Origin of the sequence: Streptomyces pacificus, assembly GCF_011766325.1 — a bacterium.
GTDB lineage: Bacteria > Actinomycetota > Actinomycetes > Streptomycetales > Streptomycetaceae > Streptomyces > Streptomyces pacificus.
Genome location: NZ_BLLG01000028.1, coordinates 12,737 through 30,499, shown reverse-complemented (window position 1 = coordinate 30,499; position 17,763 = coordinate 12,737). Strand labels below are relative to the sequence as shown.

7 protein-coding genes are annotated in these 17,763 nt (G+C 74.9%); 6 read left to right on the top strand and 1 reads right to left on the bottom strand.

All coding sequences use genetic code 11. The features are described from left to right. The first annotated feature begins 204 nt into the window (after window positions 1-204). The 5 genes from SCWH03_RS27030 (at window position 205) to SCWH03_RS27010 (ending at window position 13,730) form a co-directional block, all read left to right on the top strand. Window positions 205-1,623, top strand: a complete 1,419-nt coding sequence (locus tag SCWH03_RS27030) for a HEAT repeat domain-containing protein (RefSeq protein WP_173267350.1) — start codon at window positions 205-207, stop codon at window positions 1,621-1,623. A 326-nt stretch (window positions 1,624-1,949) separates the two neighbouring features. Further along, window positions 1,950-5,552 (top strand): hydantoinase B/oxoprolinase family protein, encoded by a 3,603-nt coding sequence (locus SCWH03_RS27025; protein WP_173267349.1) that lies wholly within the window; start codon window positions 1,950-1,952, stop codon window positions 5,550-5,552. 287 nt (window positions 5,553-5,839) lie between these two features. After that, window positions 5,840-7,366 carry a hypothetical protein gene (locus tag SCWH03_RS27020; RefSeq protein ID WP_173267348.1) on the top strand — a complete coding sequence of 509 codons (1,527 nt, stop codon included), beginning with the start codon at window positions 5,840-5,842 and terminating at the stop codon, window positions 7,364-7,366. A gap of 426 nt (window positions 7,367-7,792) precedes the next feature. Then, window positions 7,793-8,752, top strand: a complete 960-nt coding sequence (locus SCWH03_RS27015) for a hypothetical protein (RefSeq protein WP_173267347.1) — start codon at window positions 7,793-7,795, stop codon at window positions 8,750-8,752. A 163-nt stretch (window positions 8,753-8,915) separates the two neighbouring features. After that, complete coding sequence (locus tag SCWH03_RS27010; protein ID WP_173267346.1) at window positions 8,916-13,730, top strand: hypothetical protein; 4,815 nt, start codon at window positions 8,916-8,918, stop codon at window positions 13,728-13,730. Between the two features lie 204 nt (window positions 13,731-13,934). Here SCWH03_RS27010 and SCWH03_RS27005 read toward each other — a convergent pair whose 3' ends face one another. Next, a complete protein-coding gene (locus tag SCWH03_RS27005; RefSeq protein ID WP_173267344.1) occupies window positions 13,935-14,348 on the bottom strand; it encodes a hypothetical protein in 414 nt (137 codons plus the stop codon). 464 nt (window positions 14,349-14,812) lie between these two features. Here SCWH03_RS27005 and SCWH03_RS27000 point away from each other — a divergent pair, with 464 nt between their 5' ends. Continuing rightward, window positions 14,813-17,749, top strand: coding sequence for a nitrate- and nitrite sensing domain-containing protein (locus tag SCWH03_RS27000; protein ID WP_173267342.1), 2,937 nt, complete (start codon window positions 14,813-14,815; stop codon window positions 17,747-17,749). Window positions 17,750-17,763 lie beyond the last annotated feature (14 nt).

Sequence of the window (17,763 nt, the reverse complement as noted above, 5' to 3'; positions counted from 1 at the left end):
TCGCCCGAAATGTGGTCGCGGCGGCGAAATGGCTGGGTCATCATGACGTCGGGCCTGCTAGATGAGTCTAGGGACCACCGATGAGAGGCAGAGAGAAGATGGTTTGCAACAAGCGGAAGACCACGGGCAGCCGATCATGTTGCCGCGCGGCCTAGGCGAACACACCCCCGGTTGCGTCGACAGCTTGATGTGAGGCACTCTCCCATGTTCGAACCTGTCATAGCGCCGAGCGGCACCCTGCTCGGCCTGCTGCAGAGAGGCCGCGGCGACGGCACGCTGCACGCGCTCGCCGCGCCGCGTGCCGCCGCGCTCACGGCCCTCAACCAGTGCGTGCTCCACGACCCCCGCCACGACTGGCAGGTGGAGAACCGCTCCCTCTACTACGCCCGCCTCTTCCTGGACCTCGGCGGCGGTCTCGAGGACATCGAGGCCCACCTCTTCGGCCCCGGGGACGACCCGGACGCCGACGAGACCCGGACGGGTCTGGCGCTCTCCGTGCTCGGGCATCTCGCCTCGTACGGCCGCGACGACGCCCTCGCACTGCTCCGCGGGTACGCGGCGACCGGCGCCAACTGGGCCTGGGCGCTCGACGAACTCGCCCTGCGGGACGACGACGCGGGGCTCCGCTCACTCGCGGGAGCCGTGCTCGGACGCTTCCCCGCCACCCGGGAGGGCGATGCCGCACTGGCCGCCGCCGTACGCGACGCCTTCGAGCCGAGGCCGTGGCGGCTCTGGGCCGAGGACCGGCGGGTGTCGGTCGGCGGCCGGGTGCGTGCCGCCCGCGAGAGCGGTTCCTTCGACCGCTGGCAGCGCCAGATGCGCCCCACGGGGCCACGTCCCGACTGGAGCGTCCAGTCCGTCTTCGACTGGGCCCAGCGGGGAGCGGACGGCGGCAGTGCGCTGCATGTGCCCGCGGCCCGCTGCCTCGGTGCCGTAGCCGGCCCGGACGACCGGCCGCTGATCGTGGAGACCGCGCGCAGCGGGCCCGACGGCGCACGCTGCGCGGCGCTGCACTATCTGGCGGAGGCGGGGGATCCCGCCGTCCTCGATCTCGTCGAGACCGCGGTGGCCGACTCCTCCCGCACCGTCGCCGATGCCGCCGTCGCCGCCTTCGAGCGGATGTGCGGCGAGGCCGCCGTCGACCGGGCGCGCGGCTGGGTCCACCGGCCCGACGCGCTCGGCGCCTCGGCCGCCGGCGTCCTCGCCTGCCGCGGTGGCGGCCAGGACGAGGAACTCGTCCTCGGCGCACTCCGTGAGACGGTCCGCGCCGACGGGCCGGACGCCCCACTGCTGTGGGCCCTGGCCGACGGTGCCGGCCGCCTCGGCATCGGCTGCGCGGCACCCGTGCTGCGCCACATCTACCGTGAGACCAGCTCCTCCCAGCTGCGCGGTCGCACGGCCCGCGCGCTGGCCGCCACCGATCCCTCCTTCGCGACCGGTTTCGCCGTCGAGTGCCTGTGGGACTGCGAGGAGACGACGAGAGAGGTCGCCGCCCTGCACGCCGAGACGCGTGACGCACGCGTCGCCGAGCGCCTCCGGCGACTGGCCGCCGATCCGGCGGAGGAGGCCGAGGTCCAGACGGCCGTCCGCAGCCGCATCGTGCCGCAGTCCCCTCCGTTCTGACACGGTCCCTCCGTTCTGACACGGTGCCTCCGTTCTGGCACGGTGCCTCCGTTCTGGCACGGTCCCTCCGCTCCGAACTCCCCGAGGCCCCTCCCGCTCACGGGCGAACCGCCGCGGAGCGCCCCGGCCCCGGCGCGCGTTGTCTGCGCGTCGCCTGCCTGCCGCCTGCTCGCCGGTGGTCGACGCGCCGCGCGGCGCCCTCGGCGCCGAGCGCCTGCCGGAGGCGGCGGCCGCGGTTGGCCGGTGCGGTGTTCGGCCCCGCCGCGAGGGGCATGGACCGCGTCGGCACCTCGCTGCCCCCGCCCGCCGGTTGCCAGAATGGGGGGATGAGCGATCGCTGGGAGTTCTGGGTCGACCGTGGCGGCACGTTCACCGACATCGTGGGAAGACGCCCCGACGGCCGGCTCGTCACCCGCAAGCTGCTGTCCCACAACCCCGAGCACTACGCCGACGCGGCCGTCGCGGGTATCCGGCTGCTCCTCGGTCTCGGGGCGGGGGAGCCCCTGCCGGCAGACCGTGTCGACATCGTCAAGATGGGCACGACCGTCGCGACCAACGCGCTGCTGGAGCGCCGTGGCGAGCCGACCGTCCTCCTGGTCACGGAGGGCTTCCGCGACGCGCTGCGCATCGCCTACCAGAACCGCCCCCGGCTGTTCGACCGCCGCATCGTCCTTCCCGGGGCCCTGTACGACCGCGTCATCGAGGTGCCCGAACGGGTCGGTGCCCGCGGTGAGGTGGTCCGGCCGCTGGATCTCGCGCCGGTGCGGCAGGAGCTGCGGCGGGCCCGCCGCGACGGATTCACGAGCGCGGCCGTCGTGTTCATGCACGGCTACCGCCACCCGGACCACGAGTCGGCCGTCGCCGCCGCCGCGCGTGAACTCGGTTTCACCCAGGTGAGCTGCTCGCACGAGGTCAGCCCGCTCATCAAGTTCGTGCCCCGCGGCGACACCACCGTCGTGGACGCGTACCTCTCGCCGATCCTGCGCCGCTACGTCGACGAGGTCGCGAAGGAACTCCGCACCGTGCGCCTGATGTTCATGCAGTCCAACGGCGGGTTGCGCGAGGCCGCCCGCTTCCGGGGGAAGGACGCCGTGCTGTCCGGACCCGCCGGAGGCGTGGTCGGCATGGCACGCACCTCGGAGCAGGCGGGCTTCCGGCGGGTCATCGGCTTCGACATGGGCGGGACGTCGACCGACGTGTCCCACTACGCGGGGGAGTTCGAGCGGGAGCTGGGCACCCGGGTCGCCGGCGTGCGGATGCGCGCACCGATGATGAACATCCACACCGTCGCCGCCGGCGGTGGCTCGATCCTCCACTTCGACGGCCGGCGCTACCGGGTCGGACCCGATTCGGCGGGCGCCGTGCCGGGCCCCGCCTGCTACCGGCGCGGCGGCCCGCTGACCGTCACCGACGCCAATGTGATGCTCGGCAGGATCCAGCCCCGGCACTTCCCCGCCGTCTTCGGCCCGAACGGGGACCTGCCGCTGGACGCCGATGCCGTACGGGACGGGTTCGAGCGGCTGGCCGGGGAGGTGCATCGGGCCACGGGCACAATGCGCAGCCCGGAGGAGGTCGCGGCGGGTTTCCTCGAGATCGCGGTCCTCAACATGGCCAACGCCGTCAGGAAGATCTCCGTCCAGCGGGGGCACGACGTCACCCGCTACGCCCTGACCTGCTTCGGCGGCGCGGGCGGGCAGCACGCCTGCGCGGTCGCCGACGCGCTCGGCATCGGCACCGTGATCGTGCCCCCGCTCGCCGGGGTGCTCTCCGCCTACGGCATCGGCCTGGCCGACGCCACCGCCATGCGCGAGCAGTCGGTGGAGGCGGAGCTCGGCGAGGACACCATGGCCCGGGTGCGGGAACTCTGCGGCGAACTGGCCGCACGCACCCGGTCGGAGCTGCGGGACGACGCCGTCCCCGACGAGTCGATCGGCTCCCGTGCCCGGCTGCTCGTCCGCTACGCCGGTACGGACTCCGCGCTGCCCGTGCCCCTCGGCACGGAGGCCGCCGTCCGCGAGGCGTTCACCGCTGCCCATCGCGCACGGTACGCCTTCACCATGGACAAGCCGCTGGTCGTGGAGGCGGTGTCGGTCGAGACCGTCGGCACGGCCGGGCCCCACGGGGCCGTCGTCGTCGACGAGGCGGCCGGCTGCGCGGGCTCCGGGCCGGGGGAGAGCACGCGGATGTACCTGGACGGCCGGCGCGTCGACGCCCCGCTGCTGAGCCGCGCGGACCTCTCGCCCGGCGACACCGTCGAAGGGCCGGCGATCGTCGCCGAGGCCGACGCCACCACCGTCGTCGACCCGGGTTGGCGCGCCGCCGTCGGCGAGGGCGGCCATCTGCTGATCACCCGGGTACGGCCGCGGCCCGGCCGCGCCGCCGTCGGCACGGACGCCGACCCGGTCCTGCTCGAGGTCTTCAACAACCTCTTCATGGCGATCGCCGAGCAGATGGGACTGCGGCTGGAGAACACCGCCCACTCGGTCAACATCAAGGAGCGGCTTGACTTCTCCTGCGCCCTCTTCGACGCCGACGGCAACCTCATCGCCAACGCGCCCCACATCCCGGTGCACCTGGGCTCGATGGGCGAGTCCATCAAGGAGGTGCTGCGGCGCGGCACCGGGGAACTCAGGCCGGGCGACGTGTACGCCGTCAACGATCCGTACCACGGCGGCACCCATCTGCCGGACGTGACGGTCGTGACGCCGGTCTTCGACGAGGACGGCCGCCGGCTCCGCTTCCTGGTGGCCTCGCGCGGGCACCATGCCGAGATCGGCGGGATCACCCCGGGGTCGATGCCCGCGTTCAGCCGCACCGTCGACGAGGAAGGGGTGCTCTTCGACAACTGGCTGCTCGTCAGGGACGGACGGCTGCGCGAGGCCGAGACCCGGCGGCTGCTCGCCGGCGCCCGCCACCCGTCCCGCGACCCCGACACCAACGTCGCCGACCTGAAGGCCCAGATCGCCGCCAACGAGAAGGGGATCAGCGAACTGAACCGGATGGTCGAGGAGTTCGGCCTCGACGTGGTCCAGGCCTACATGGGGCATGTGCGTGACAACGCCGAGGAGTCCGTGCGCCGCATCGTCGCCGGGCTCGGCGACGGCACCTACCGCTATGAGACCGACGGCGGCGCCGTCATCGAGGTCACGCTGACGGTGGACCGCCGGGCCCGCGCCGCCGTCATCGACTTCGCCGGCACATCGGGGCAGCAGCCGGGCAACTTCAACGCGCCCAGGTCGGTGGTGACGGCCGCCGTGCTGTACGTCTTCCGCACGCTGGTCGCCGACGACATCCCGCTGAACAGCGGCTGCCTGGAGCCGCTGGACGTACGCGTCCCGGCCGGCTCGATGCTCGCGCCGGCCCACCCGGCGGCGACGGTCGCGGGGAACGTCGAGACCTCGCAGGCGGTGACCGGCGCCCTGTACGCGGCGCTCGGCGTGCAGGCCGAGGGCTCCGGCACCATGAACAACGTCACCTTCGGCAACGACCGCGTCCAGTACTACGAGACCGTGGCGAGCGGTTCGGGCGCGGGCGACGGGTTCCCCGGCGCCGACGCCGTGCAGACCCATATGACCAACTCGCGGCTCACCGACCCCGAGGTGCTGGAGTGGCGCTTCCCGGTACGGCTGGACGCCTTCTCGGTGCGGAGCGGAAGCGGCGGAGCGGGCCGCTGGCGGGGCGGATGCGGCGTCGAGCGCCGGATCCGCTTCCTCGAGCCGATGACCGTCGCCCTGCTGACCGGTCACCGGCGGGTCAGGCCCTACGGGATGGCCGGCGGCGAGCCGGGGGCGCTGGGGTCGAACGCCGTCGAGCGCGCGGACGGGACGGTCGAGCGCCTGCGCGGAGTGGACTCGGTGGAGGTCGGCCCTGGCGACGTCCTGGTCGTGCGGACGCCGGGCGGCGGCGGGTACGGACGGCCGGTGCACTGACCTCGGCCCATCGAGTCCGGCCGGCTGATTCCGGCCCTGTGCCACGGTCCGGCTGCCGGCGCTGAGCGGCGGAACGGACCACCGGGGGAACTCGACGGCAGACGGGTGCGGTTCTCCGGTGCCGTCGGCGAGGACGGTCCCCGCCGCCGGCACGACCTCCCGCACCGGGGGCAGCGTGCCCCGTGGCGCTTCGGCGCAGCGGCTCGGCTCGCGGGAGAGGGCCGCGCCGAGAGGCGGTTCCCGCGCCGTTTCGACCGGTGTCAGCCCGAGGACCTAGTCTGTGCACCGTGACTTCGCCCGCCTCGACGGAATCCGTTCCGCCCCAGCTCAGCGCGGGGCCGCGCCCCGCGCAGGGCCCGGCCGCCGACGAAGGGCTCGCGCGGCGGCTCCGCGCGCTCGCGTGCACCGCGCCGCTGCACGACCTGGACGCCCGCAAGGCCAACCTCGCGGGCGAGTACTCGGTCTACGCGATGGCTGAGGTCGCCCTCGCGGCCATCGACCTCGTCACGCTCAACATGGACTTCGACACCGGCGCCGACCACGAGCAGATAGTGGCCAGGCTGCTGCCGCGTATCGCGGCCCAGACACCCCGGCGCCCGGCCGCCGAGCATGAGCGGGTGGCGCGCTGGGTGCTGGAGAACCTGATCAACGTCGGCAGCGTCGACCGCGGTTTCCGCGCGGTGTACGGCACGTTCGGCCCCGACGGCGCATACGTCCGGCGGGACTACGACTTCAAGCTCATCGAAGAGGTCCCCGGCCACGGCGGCAGTGTCTATCTGCGCACCACGGACGAGGCGGTGAACGTCCTCGTCGGCGCCCTCGACACCGATGTCACCAGCGCGCAGATCGCCGCGGAGGTGAAACTGGAGGTGCTGATCAGCCGCGGCAGGCTCGCCGACGCCCAGCTCGCGGCCGAGCAGGCCCGCTACCGGACCGTGCAGTACGCCGAGACGCTCCGCAGGACACTCGAGGCCACCCGGCGCGATGTCCGCGCGGTCGACTGGCTCAACGCCGTGCCCGACATGATCGCCGAGGCCCTCGACCACGTCGCCGACCGCTACCGCCACGAGAACGCGATCCTCACGAACATCCGCAAGGCACGGGATGAGGCGGAGGATCCCGAGCACAAGCGCCGCGCAGCGGAGCTGGTCGACATCGTCAAGGACTGCATCCGCCGCCACACCCGGCTGCAGTCCCGGCTGCTGGAGGCAGGCCCCCACTTCCGCGCCGAGCAGGACCGCCAGGCGTTCGCGGCGCCGGCCGCCCGCTCCGGGGTCGATCTGCACGGCCACCTCGTCGCCCCCCTGCTGCCCCTGCCCGTCGAACAGGCCATCCGGGTCACCGACGCGTACTTCTCGCACGGCACGGGACCGCGCACCCCGGTGTCAGTGCGTGTCGCGGATCTCGTCGACATGCTGCTCAGCCCGCCCGCGGAGCGCGAGCATCTGGGCGCCGAACTGCCCGAGCCCGATCTGATCGCGACGCCGGACGACAGCCGCTTCAGCGAGCAGCAGCTGGCGAGCGCCATGGAGCTGCTGGATCTCGAGCACGACGCACCGCGCCGGCTCTCCGGTCTCCTCGCCGACGCCCGCCGCCTCGATCCGGACCTGCCCTATCTCGTCGCCCTTCTCGCCGTCCACGCGGCCAGCCCTCCGGTCGGCACGGCCTACCGCCAGGGCGAGGAGCGGCTGCTGTTCGCGGTGGACGACGGCGCGGAGCTGGACGACCCCGAGTTCGGCGGCGCCGACCTGATCGTGGGCACCGCCCTGCTGGACGCGGCAGGCATGGCCGCCGACCGCGCGGAGGCGGCGTGACGCCGGGGCCCGGTGCCCCGGCGCCCGGGGCACCGGGGCACCGGGGCGGGCCGCGCAGGTCCCTTCTGGTCACCGATGCCCGGCAGACACCCCTCGGGACCCTTCGGGGGGCGCCCCCGCGCCGGGTCAGCGGACCCATCCGGGTGCGCCGGGTATGTCGGGTGCCCCGGCTGCCGGGATGGTCCTCCGCCTCGCGGGCGCACGCACCGGACGCCGCAGGCTCCGTCCTTCGGACAGACGGCGGGTCCTTCGGGCGGACGGCGATACGGCAACGCGCCCCGGGGCGCCTGAGGGGGCATCCGCCCGGTCCGCCTGCACGGCGCCTCCGGGAACGACCCGCCACCGCGCGGATGTTCCGGATCACCGCGCGGATGCCGAGCGCCATCGCGCAGAACTGCCGCACCACCGTACAGAGGAGCACCAGCCGTGAGCGATCAGCACGCGGAGCATGCCGGCCCCCGGCGTGAGGCGGCCGTGCCGCTCGGGCGCCCGCCCGGGCCGGTTCACGGTCCGGCCACCGGGCCGGTTCACGGTCCGGCCTACGCGCCGGGGCCGGCCGCCACCGTCCCCACCCCCGCCGACGCAGCCGATGCCGCGCGACTCGTCTCCTTCGGGCTGCAACCCAAACTGCCGCCGTCCCGCGACGCCGAGTACGCCGAACTGCTGCGGCGCTATCGCGAGGAGCCTGCCTTCGCCCGCCTGGCCGACGCCGTGGCCACCGGACTCGGCCTGGTCGTCCTCGAGGTCTCGCCCCGCGCCGGGATGGCCGTGGCCGCCGCCGAGGACTCGGTCTTCGCCGTCCGGATGGGCGACTACGCCCGGCGTGCCTCCGCCGACTCGGCCGACCGGTTCCTGCACGGCCTCGCCCATCTCGCCGTCGCGGCACTGGCGTTCCCCCGGCCCGAGGACCTCGCCGACGACGGCTACATCGGCAGGATCACCGTCAACGGCGTCGACGCCTTCGTACGGCAGGCATGCCGCCGTCTGGAGGAGCGCGCAGAGGAGCAGGGGGAGAACACCGACCCGGCATCCGGCTCGCCGGGCCTCGAAGCGGCGTGGCGCGTCTACACGCGGCGCAGCGCCACCGGAGCCACCAAGGACGCCCGCCGCCTCGCCGGCTCCACCACCGGCATCATCGCCAAGGCGGTCGCCTTCCTCACCGACTCCGGCTTCCTCCAGCGCACGGGTGACGACTCCGGCGGCGCGTACCGGACGACCGCCCGCTACCAGCTGCAGGTCCGCGACATGGCGGGCAGTGCAGCCCTGGCCGAACTGCTGGAACTCGGCGTCGTCCCGGTCACCGACGGTACCGCCACGCTGGTGCCCGCGCCGGACGCCGGCGCCCTGGAGCCGGCGGCCGACGCCGGCCTCCCCTTCCACTCCTGACCCGGCGGGCGGCGACACCCCTTCCGCCTTCCGGGGGTCTCAACGCCGCCCCGGATAACTCCTGTTCGCCCCCTACGCCCCCCTTACGAAGCCACCCGCCGCCGAGCCCGCCGAGCCCGCCGACCGCCGCCGACCACGCAGAGAACAACGAGAGTCCGCCGCCATGTACGAGCTGTCCCGGGTACGCCTCTACTCCATCGGGCCCGCCGGTGCGCGCTATGCCGACACCGTGCTGGACCTGCGCGGAGTCGGCGCCCCCGTGCCCGACCCGGCCCCGACGCAGGCCGAGTTCTTCGAGGAGGAGCCGGTCGGTCCGCCCCGCCGCCCGGCACCCGCGGGCGTGCTCTTCCTGGAGAACGGCGGCGGCAAGTCCGTCCTCCTCAAGCTGATCTTCTCGGTGATGCTGCCCGGCCACCGGAACACCCTCGGCGGCGCCAGCTCCGGGGTGCTGCGCAAGTTCCTGCTCGCCGACGACTGCGGCCATGTCGCCCTGGAGTGGCAGCACACCCTCACCGGCGAGCTGGTCGTGGTCGGCAAGGCCAGCGAGTGGCGCGGCCGTCAGGTCTCCAACGACCCCCGGAAGTTCGCCGAGGCCTGGTACTCCTTCCGGCCGGGGCCCGGCCTCAGCCTGGACTCGCTGCCGGTGGCCGAGTCCACCCCCGTCCGCTCGCCCGTCGAGGGCGCCTCCGGCGCCCGGGGCCGCCGTCGCACCATGAAGGGCTTCCGCGACGCCGTCACCGAGGCGGGCAAGGCGTACCCGCACCTGGAGGTGACCTGGGAGGAGATCCACGACCGCTGGAACGAGCACCTCGGCGACCTCGGGCTGGACCCCGAACTCTTCCGGTACCAGCGGGAGATGAACGCGGACGAGGGAGAGGCCGCCGGCCTGTTCGCGGTCAAGAAGGACTCCGATTTCACGGACCTGCTGCTGCGCGCCGTCACCGACACCCGCGACACCGACGGGCTCGCCGACCTCGTCAGCGGATTCGGCGGCAAACTGGGCCGCCGCGCCGAACTCATCGCCGAACGGGACTTCACCGCGGGCTCCGCCGATCTCCTCGGCCGTATCGTGGCGGCAGCCGGCACCCGGGCCAGGGCGCGCGACATCCACCTCGGAGCCGAGCGCCGCACCCGGGCGCTGGCCCGCCGGCTGTCCGCCAGGGCGGGAGAGGAGCGGGAGCGCGCGGCCGAACTCGCCCAGCAGGTCACCGCCGCCGCGCACACCGTCACCGAGGCGGAGCGGTCCCGCGGCCACAGCTCCCTCATCGCGTCCGAACTGGCCTACCGGCACGCCTCGCTGGCACTCTCCGCCGCGGAACGGGCCGCCGCCGCCCACCGGCGCGAACTGAGCGACGCCCGCACCCTCTCCTCCGCCTGGCAGGCCGCCGAGACGGTGCTCCGCCACCGCGCCGCCGGGGACCGCTCCGCGCGCGTGGCCGCCGCCATCCGCGACGCCGAGCGGGACGCCGCGCCGGCGCTGGCGGCCCGCGCGAGGGCCGCCGCCGACCTCGTGCGCGCCCTGCACTCCGCCGCCGACGACGGCGAAGCCCTGGCCAACGAGGAGGAGGAGCGCGCCGCCGCTCTCCAGGAGACCGGCGAGGCCGCCCACCGCGACGCCACCGCCGCCGCCACCGACGCCCAACGGGCGCGCAGCGAGGCCGGCCATCTGCGCCAGCGCCTCGCCGAGGTCGAACAGGAGACCGCGGAGGCCGTCCGCGCCGGGTGGCTCGACGACACCGCCCCCGACGCCGACCCCGCCCGGGCCGCCCTCGCCGCCGGCGACGCCGAGAAGGCCGCCGTCGCCGCCTGGGACGCGGCACGGCAGGCCGCCCGCTCGGCCGCGGAGCGCGCCCGGGAGACCTCGGCCGCCGAGACCGCGGCCGAACTGGCCGCGGCCCGTGCCGCGGACGCCGCCGAGGCGGCCGCCCGCGCCCACGAGGCCGAGCGGCTCGCCGCGGCCTCCATCGCCGCTTCCGGCCGCCTCGCCGAACTGCTCAGTCTGCCGGCGTCCGCCGGCGCGGCGGAGGTCCCGGGGCCCCGGCGGGCGCCGTCTCCGCAAGCGGGCGGACCGGCCCCGGCCGCCGGGGCCGCACTTCCGGCCCAGGCGGCAGGTCCCGGCGACGGCCCGGCCGACGCCGCTGCCGCGCGGTCCGCTGCCGCCGGGCACCCGGTCGGCGCCCGGCGCGAGCACGCCGCCGAAGGGCCCCTCACCGCAGAGGAGTTCGACCGCTGCGCCGACGAACTGCGCGAGTTGCTCGACCAGCGCGTCGCGGCCGCCGAGCGCCACCTGTTCGATCTGAGGACCGCGGCCGCGGACGACTCCCGCATCCTCGGAGCCCTCGGCGACGGCGGTCTGCTCCCCCCCGGCCCCGACGTCCTCGCCACCGTCGAGTTCCTCGGCGAGCACGGCATCCCCGCGCTCCCCGGCTGGCGCTACCTCGCCCAGGCCGTCCCCCCGGCCGAGCACGCCGCCGTGCTCGCCACGCGGCCCGAGCTGGTCGACGGTGTCGTGATCACCGACCCCGTCTCGTACTCCCGGGCTCGCGAGGTGCTGACCGGGGCGGCCCTGCTGCCGCGTTCCACCGTCGCCGTCGGTACCGCGGCCGCGCTGCTCGCCCCCGTGCCGGACCCGGCAGCCGGGACGGACACCGGCGTGTTCCTCGTCCCGCCGAACCCGGCCATGCACGACGAGCACGCCGCGGACGAGGAGCGCCAGGCACTCCGGACCAGGGCCGCGGCGCGGGACGAGGAGATCAGGGCCCTCGCGGCCCGGCTGACGGGTGACCGGGCCCTCGCCGCCCGCATCGGATCCTGGCGCGCCGACTGCCCGCCCGGCATGCTCGCCGAACTCGCCCGGGCAGCGGGCACCGCCGGGGAGGCGGCCGAGGCGGCCGAGGCGGCACTCGCCGGAGCCCGCACCGCCCGGGTCGAGGCCGAAGCGGCCGCCGCCGACAGCGCCCGGGTGCGCGACGAGCGGCAGGACGCCGCCCAGCGGGCCCGCCGCGCCGCGGACGCCCTCGCCGGGCTGGCCTTCCGGCTCCGCGAGCGCGGCGGCTGGCAGGCGAGACTCCGTGAACTCGGCGACGAGGCGGCCGAGTCCGAGGCGCGGGCCGCCGGCTGCCTGGAGCGGGCGAGAGCCGCGGACCAGGACCGCCGGGCCGCCCAGCGTGCCGCGGACGACGCCCGGCGCACCGCACGCGCCCTCCGTGCGGAGCGTGCCGAGATCGCGGGCGCCCCCGAGCGGCTGCCCGAGCCCGACGAGCCCCCCGGCACCCCGCCGCCCTCGCTGCCGGCCCTGCGGGAGGCGTACCGCGCCGCGTCGCAGCTGTACGAGAAGGTCGGCGTGGGCGCCGACCTCCGCGCCGAACAGGCCCGCGCCGAGAGCGACGAGAGCGCCGCGCTCGCCGAACTCGACCGGCTCACCAACAGGGTCCGCACGCGTGCCGCCCAACTGCTGGAGGGAACCGACGGCGCGGACGGGCCTTCCCGCCAGGCCGCCGCGGCCCGCGCCGAGGCGCAGGTGCAGATGCTGGAGACGCGCGCCTCCGAGGCGAGCGAGAAGCTCGGCCGGCTGCGCGGCGAGGCCGAGCGCCTCGCACCGGCCGACGGCGACGCGCACACCGGACTTCCCGGGGAACTCGAGCCCTCGGACGCCCGGCATGCCCAAGCGCTGCTGCGGACCGCCACCGGCGAACTGGCCGCCCTCACTGAGGCGCTGGACACCGCCCGCGCGAGACACGCCGAGCTGCTGCACGCGCACCGAACCGCCGAGGACGCCGCGAGCGGCTTCGACGACACGGCGGCCCTCCTGCGCGACCTGCTCAGGGACCACTCCGACGAGGACCAGGAGGAGCCGGGGGCCTATCCGGGAAGCCTCGACGAGGCCAGGCACTCGGCCGCCGAGGCCCGCCGCTCCCTGCGCGGCTGCGCGGCCGACCTGTCGGCCGCCGAGTCGGCCGTGCGCGAGGCGAGCGACGTGCTCGTGCGGCACGCCAACTCCACCCGCTACGAGGCGGTGCGCACCCCGGCGCGCCTGCAGATCCGTGAGCTGCCGGCGTCCGCACTACCCGAGCACGCGGCGCGCTGGGCCGAGGCGTTCGCGCCGAGACTGCGGGTCCTGACCGACGAACTGGCCCAGCTGGAGCGCAACCGCGACTCCATCGTGGACCGGCTGCGCGGACTGGTGGAGTCCGCCCTCACCACGCTCCGCTCCGCACAGCGGCTCTCCCGGCTCCCCGAAGGACTGGGGGAGTGGTCGGGCCAGGAATTCCTGCGGATCCGCTTCGAGGAGCCCGACCAGGCGACGCTCACCGAGCGGCTCGGGGAGGTCGTCGACGAGGCCACCCGCGCCGCCGTGCGGAAGAACTCGGACCTCAGCCGGGACGGCATGTCCCTGCTGCTGCGCGCCGTCCGGGCGGCCCTCGAACCGAAGGGCGTGGCCGTGGAGATCCTCAAGCCGGACGCGGTGCTGCGCGCCGAGCGGGTACCGGTCGGTCAGATGGGAGACGTCTTCTCCGGCGGCCAGCTGCTCACCGCGGCGATCGCGCTCTACTGCACCATGGCCGCGCTCCGCAGCAACGACCGGGGCCGGGACAGGCACCGGCATGCCGGGACGCTGTTCCTGGACAACCCCATCGGCCGGGCCAACGCCACGTATCTGCTGGAGCTGCAGCGCGCCGTGGCCGATGCCCTGGGGGTCCAGCTGCTCTACACCACGGGCCTGTTCGACACCACAGCCCTCGCGGAGTTCCCGCTGGTGATCAGACTTCGCAACGACGCGGACCTGCGGGCGGGCCTGAAGTACATCAGCGTCGAGGAGCATCTGCGTCCCGGTCTCCCCCGGCAGCGCACCGACGGAGAGACCGTGCACGGGGAGATCAGCGCGACGAGGATGTTCCGGCGAGGCGCGGACGAGCCGTCTCCGGCGCCCGTGCCCGGCGAGCGAGGGGCTGCGGCTGCCCCGCTCCCCGAGGCCTGAGGCCCGGCGCCCGATCGCGGCCCGCGCCTTCGGCGCCCCGCAGGGATTGCCGGGTCATCCGGAGCGGCCGGGGCGGGCACCGAGCGGCCCAGGGCCCACCCCGAACGGGCACAGAAAGGCCCCGAGCGGCCCGGGGCACGGGTCCGCGCGTACGGGGGGTACGGGGGGTTATGGGGGTACGGGGGTGCCCCCGCCACGGCGGGCTCAGGCCTGCGAAAGCCTCCCCGTACCGCTTCGCCCTATCCGGGCGGACTCGCGCGCCTCGGCACGGGCCGTCCGCCGCGCCTGCCGCCGCTCACGCCTCAGCCGGCGTGCCGTGCTGCTCGGGACCGAGACGACGCCGTTGCGCTGGTTCCACACCTGGCGGGTCACCCAGACGTCCAGCACGGCCCAGGTCGCTCCGACCGTGCTCGCCACGCTGCTCAGGACCATCGGGAACGCCAGCCACGATCCCGCAAGGGTGAGGAAGAAGGCCGTCAGCGCCTGGGTCATGGCCACCGCAGCCACGATCACGGCACGCACGGCCGCCGTGCGCACCGGATCGGGCAGCCGCCGCCGTCCCACCGGCTCCTCCACCCAGAGCCCGCCCGGCAGTTCCGTCTCGTCCGCCGTCGCCATGGTCTGCGCTCCGTCCCCGTCATCTCCGGCTGCGGGTTGGCCACCCGTTTCCGGTACGTGCACGCCGGCGCGTCCGTGGGCGGTTCCCCGCAACTCCCGTTCATCTTCCGTCCCCCGTACCCGAGGACGAACGGACGTCACGGAAGATTCCCCCCGGGGCAGGGATTTCCGGCCATACGTCCGTCGGGCGTCGGTGCCGTCGCCCCCGGTGTGACCGGCGGCGGCCCCGAGCGTCACGTCCGCGAATACCCGGACAACTCCTGATCAACGACTCGGCGTCCGGCCGAAAAACGTCCGGACGGGCCTTCGAGTTGGCACTCCGTCAGTAGTAGGCTCACGCCGTTTGCTGACGCGGGAGACCGGACCCGGGCAACTCGTCACCTCTCGCGACAGACGGCGACACCACGCGCCAAGCGGACATCACCACCCGCGCACCGTCCGTGCGGGTCGAGCTGGGGGAGGCCATGCGCTTTCGCGGGAAGTCCATCCGCCGGAAGATCGTGGCGCTGCTGCTCGTGCCGCTCGTCTCCCTGACCGCGCTGTGGGGGTTCGCGACCGCACTGACCGGCCGTGAGGCAAAGCAACTGCTGGACGCCGGTTACACCTTCGAGCGGGTCGGCCTCCCCCTCGAGGACACCGTCCGGGTCATCCAGAGGGAACGCCGCCAGACCCTCGTGTACCTGGCCGACCCCCGTGCCGCCGACTCCCTGGTCGCCCTGCGCGGCCGGCGCAGCGAGACGGACCGGGCGGTGGCCGAAATCCGTACCAGCGCACTCGACTCCGAGGTCAGGAGCTCGCTCGGCCCTGATGCGTCACGCCGCCTCGCCCGGCTCCTCGACGCGTTCGACGGTCTCGACTCGCTGCGCCGGAACGTCGAGCAGAACGCCATCAGCCGTGCCCAGGCCCTGGACTTCTACAACCGCCTGGTCGACCCCTGCTACGGCTTCCTCGCCTCCCTGAGCGGCCTGGGGAGTGTCGAGCTGGAGAGACAGGGCCGGGCCCTGGTCGGAGTGGTACGCGCCCGCGAACTCCTCTCCCGTGAGGACGCCCTCGTGGCCTCGTCGCTTGTCGCGGGCAGGATCACCGCACGGGAGATCCGCGCCGTGACGGACCTCGTCGCCAACCGCAGGCTCCTGTACGAGGTCAATCTCGAGGTGCTGCCCGCTTCCGAACGCGAGATCTTCGAGCGGTACTGGAGCAGCCACGACACCCAGCCCCTGCGCGAGACCGAGGAGCGACTGCTCGCCGAGGGCGCCACGGACGAGCCCCGCGTCGTGGGCGCCGACCGGTGGCAGCAGCTGGCCGGGCCCGTACTGGAGGATCTGGCCCGCCAGTCGGGAGAGGCGGGCGACCGCTACCAGGACCGTGCGGAGCCCGCCGCGTACGGGGTGCTCGTCAAGGCGGGCGTCGCCGGGGTCCTCGGCTTCCTGGCCCTGCTCGTCTCCGTCGCCGTCTCCGTGCGCATCGGCCGCGACCTCGTGCGTGCGCTGTCCCGGCTGCGGAAGGAAGCGCACGAGGTCTCCGGCGTCCGCCTCCCCGGGGTGATGCGCCGGCTCGCCGCCGGGGAGAACGTCGACGTGGAGACCGAGGCACCGCACCTCGAGTACGGCAAGGACGAGATCGGGCAGGTCGGCAAGGCGCTCAACACCCTTCAGCGGGCCGCCGTCGAGGCCGCCGTCAAGCAGGCCGACATGCGCCGCGGGGTCTCCGAGGTCTTCGTCAACCTCGCCCGCCGCAACCAGGTCCTCCTCCACCGCCAGCTCACCCTCCTCGACGCGATGGAACGCCGCACCGAGGACGCGGAGGAACTGGCGGACCTGTTCCGGCTCGACCACCTCACCACCCGGATGCGCCGGCACGCGGAGGGGCTGGTGATCCTCTCGGGCTCCGCCCCCTCCCGGCAGTGGCGCAAGCCGATCCAGCTGATGGACGTCGTGCGGGCCGCCGTCGCCGAGGTCGAGGACTACGAGCGGATCGAGGTCAGACGGCTGGCGCGTGTCGGCGTGGCCGGTCCCGCGGTCTCCGACCTCACCCACCTGATCGCCGAACTGCTGGAGAACGCCACGGTGTTCTCGCCCCCGCACACCGGTGTGCAGGTGCACGGCGAGAGGGTCGCCAACGGCTTCACCGTGGAGATCCACGACCGCGGGCTCGGGATGGCCCCCGAGGCACTGCTTGACGCCAACCTCCGGCTGGCGGAGACCCCCGAGTTCGAGCTCTCCGACACCGACAGGCTCGGCCTCTTCGTCGTCAGCCGGCTCGCGCGGCGGCAGAACGTGCGCGTCTCCCTGCAGCAGTCGCCGTACGGAGGGACCACCGCGGTCGTCTTCGTCCCGGCGGCGCTGCTCACCGACGCCCCCGATGCCGAGGGCACCGGCTTCCGGCTCGACCGCAAGCGCTCCCCGGGAGTACGGGACGGCTCCCGCCGCCCTTCCGGGGCCGGCCCTCTCGAGGCCCTCTCGCAGTTCCCGGCCGCCCTCACACGCCCGGTCGTGCTCGACGGCCCCGTCGAACTCGAAGCGCCCATAGGCAGTCTGGGGTTCGACGACCGGCCGGCTCCCGGCGGCCGTGCCGGTCGCACCGGCACGGCCGAGCCGATCGGCGCTGCCGCGGCCGGTGTCGCGGCCGGCAGCGCGCACGCCGAGCACGCCGCGCACGCCGCGCACACGGACGGCATCGGCGGCATCGGCGCCGCAGACGGTACCGACGGCGGGCGCGGTGGGCTGTTCGGGGACCGGGACTCCCCGCGAACCCCGGATGTGCCGCGCCAGCAGGCTCCGGGCCGGCCGCCGGAACGCCCCGGGAAGGGCGGACAGCCGGCACCCGGGCGCCTGGTCTCCCTGCCGCGCCGCAAGCCTCCGACGCTGGTCGCGGACAACGGCCGCCTGGTCGAGGGACGGGGCGGCCCGCACCCCCTGCCCGGACTCCTCGGGGACGGGCGGGAACCCCCCGGCAGCAGCAGCCCTGACTGCGCCGAAGGCGCCCTGCCCTCCGGTCCGGTGCGGCTCCCGCCGCGAAGCAGACCCGCCCGCCGCACCGGCGGTCCCGCACGGCCCCCCGGTGACACGTCCAGGCCGGCGGACGAGGACGATACGGGCGGCGCCTCGAGCGCCGTCCGAGCGGCCCGCGGCCCCTCGGGCCCGATGACCGCAGGACTGCCCCGCCGGGTCCGTCAGGCCGGCCTCGCACCGCAGTTGCGTGAGGCCGCGGGGCCCCTCGCCGCCGGTGAGGGCTCCGCGGTGGAGGACGCTCCGGACTTCGAACGGGACGCGGAGCAGGTCCGCGACCGCATGGCCTCGCTGCAGCACGGCTGGCAGCGCGGGCGTCGCCAGAACGCCGGGGACGGCAGCGGCCCCGGCGGGACAGCACCGGGCACGACGATGAAGGGGGACGGCCGATGACCGCATCGAGCGCC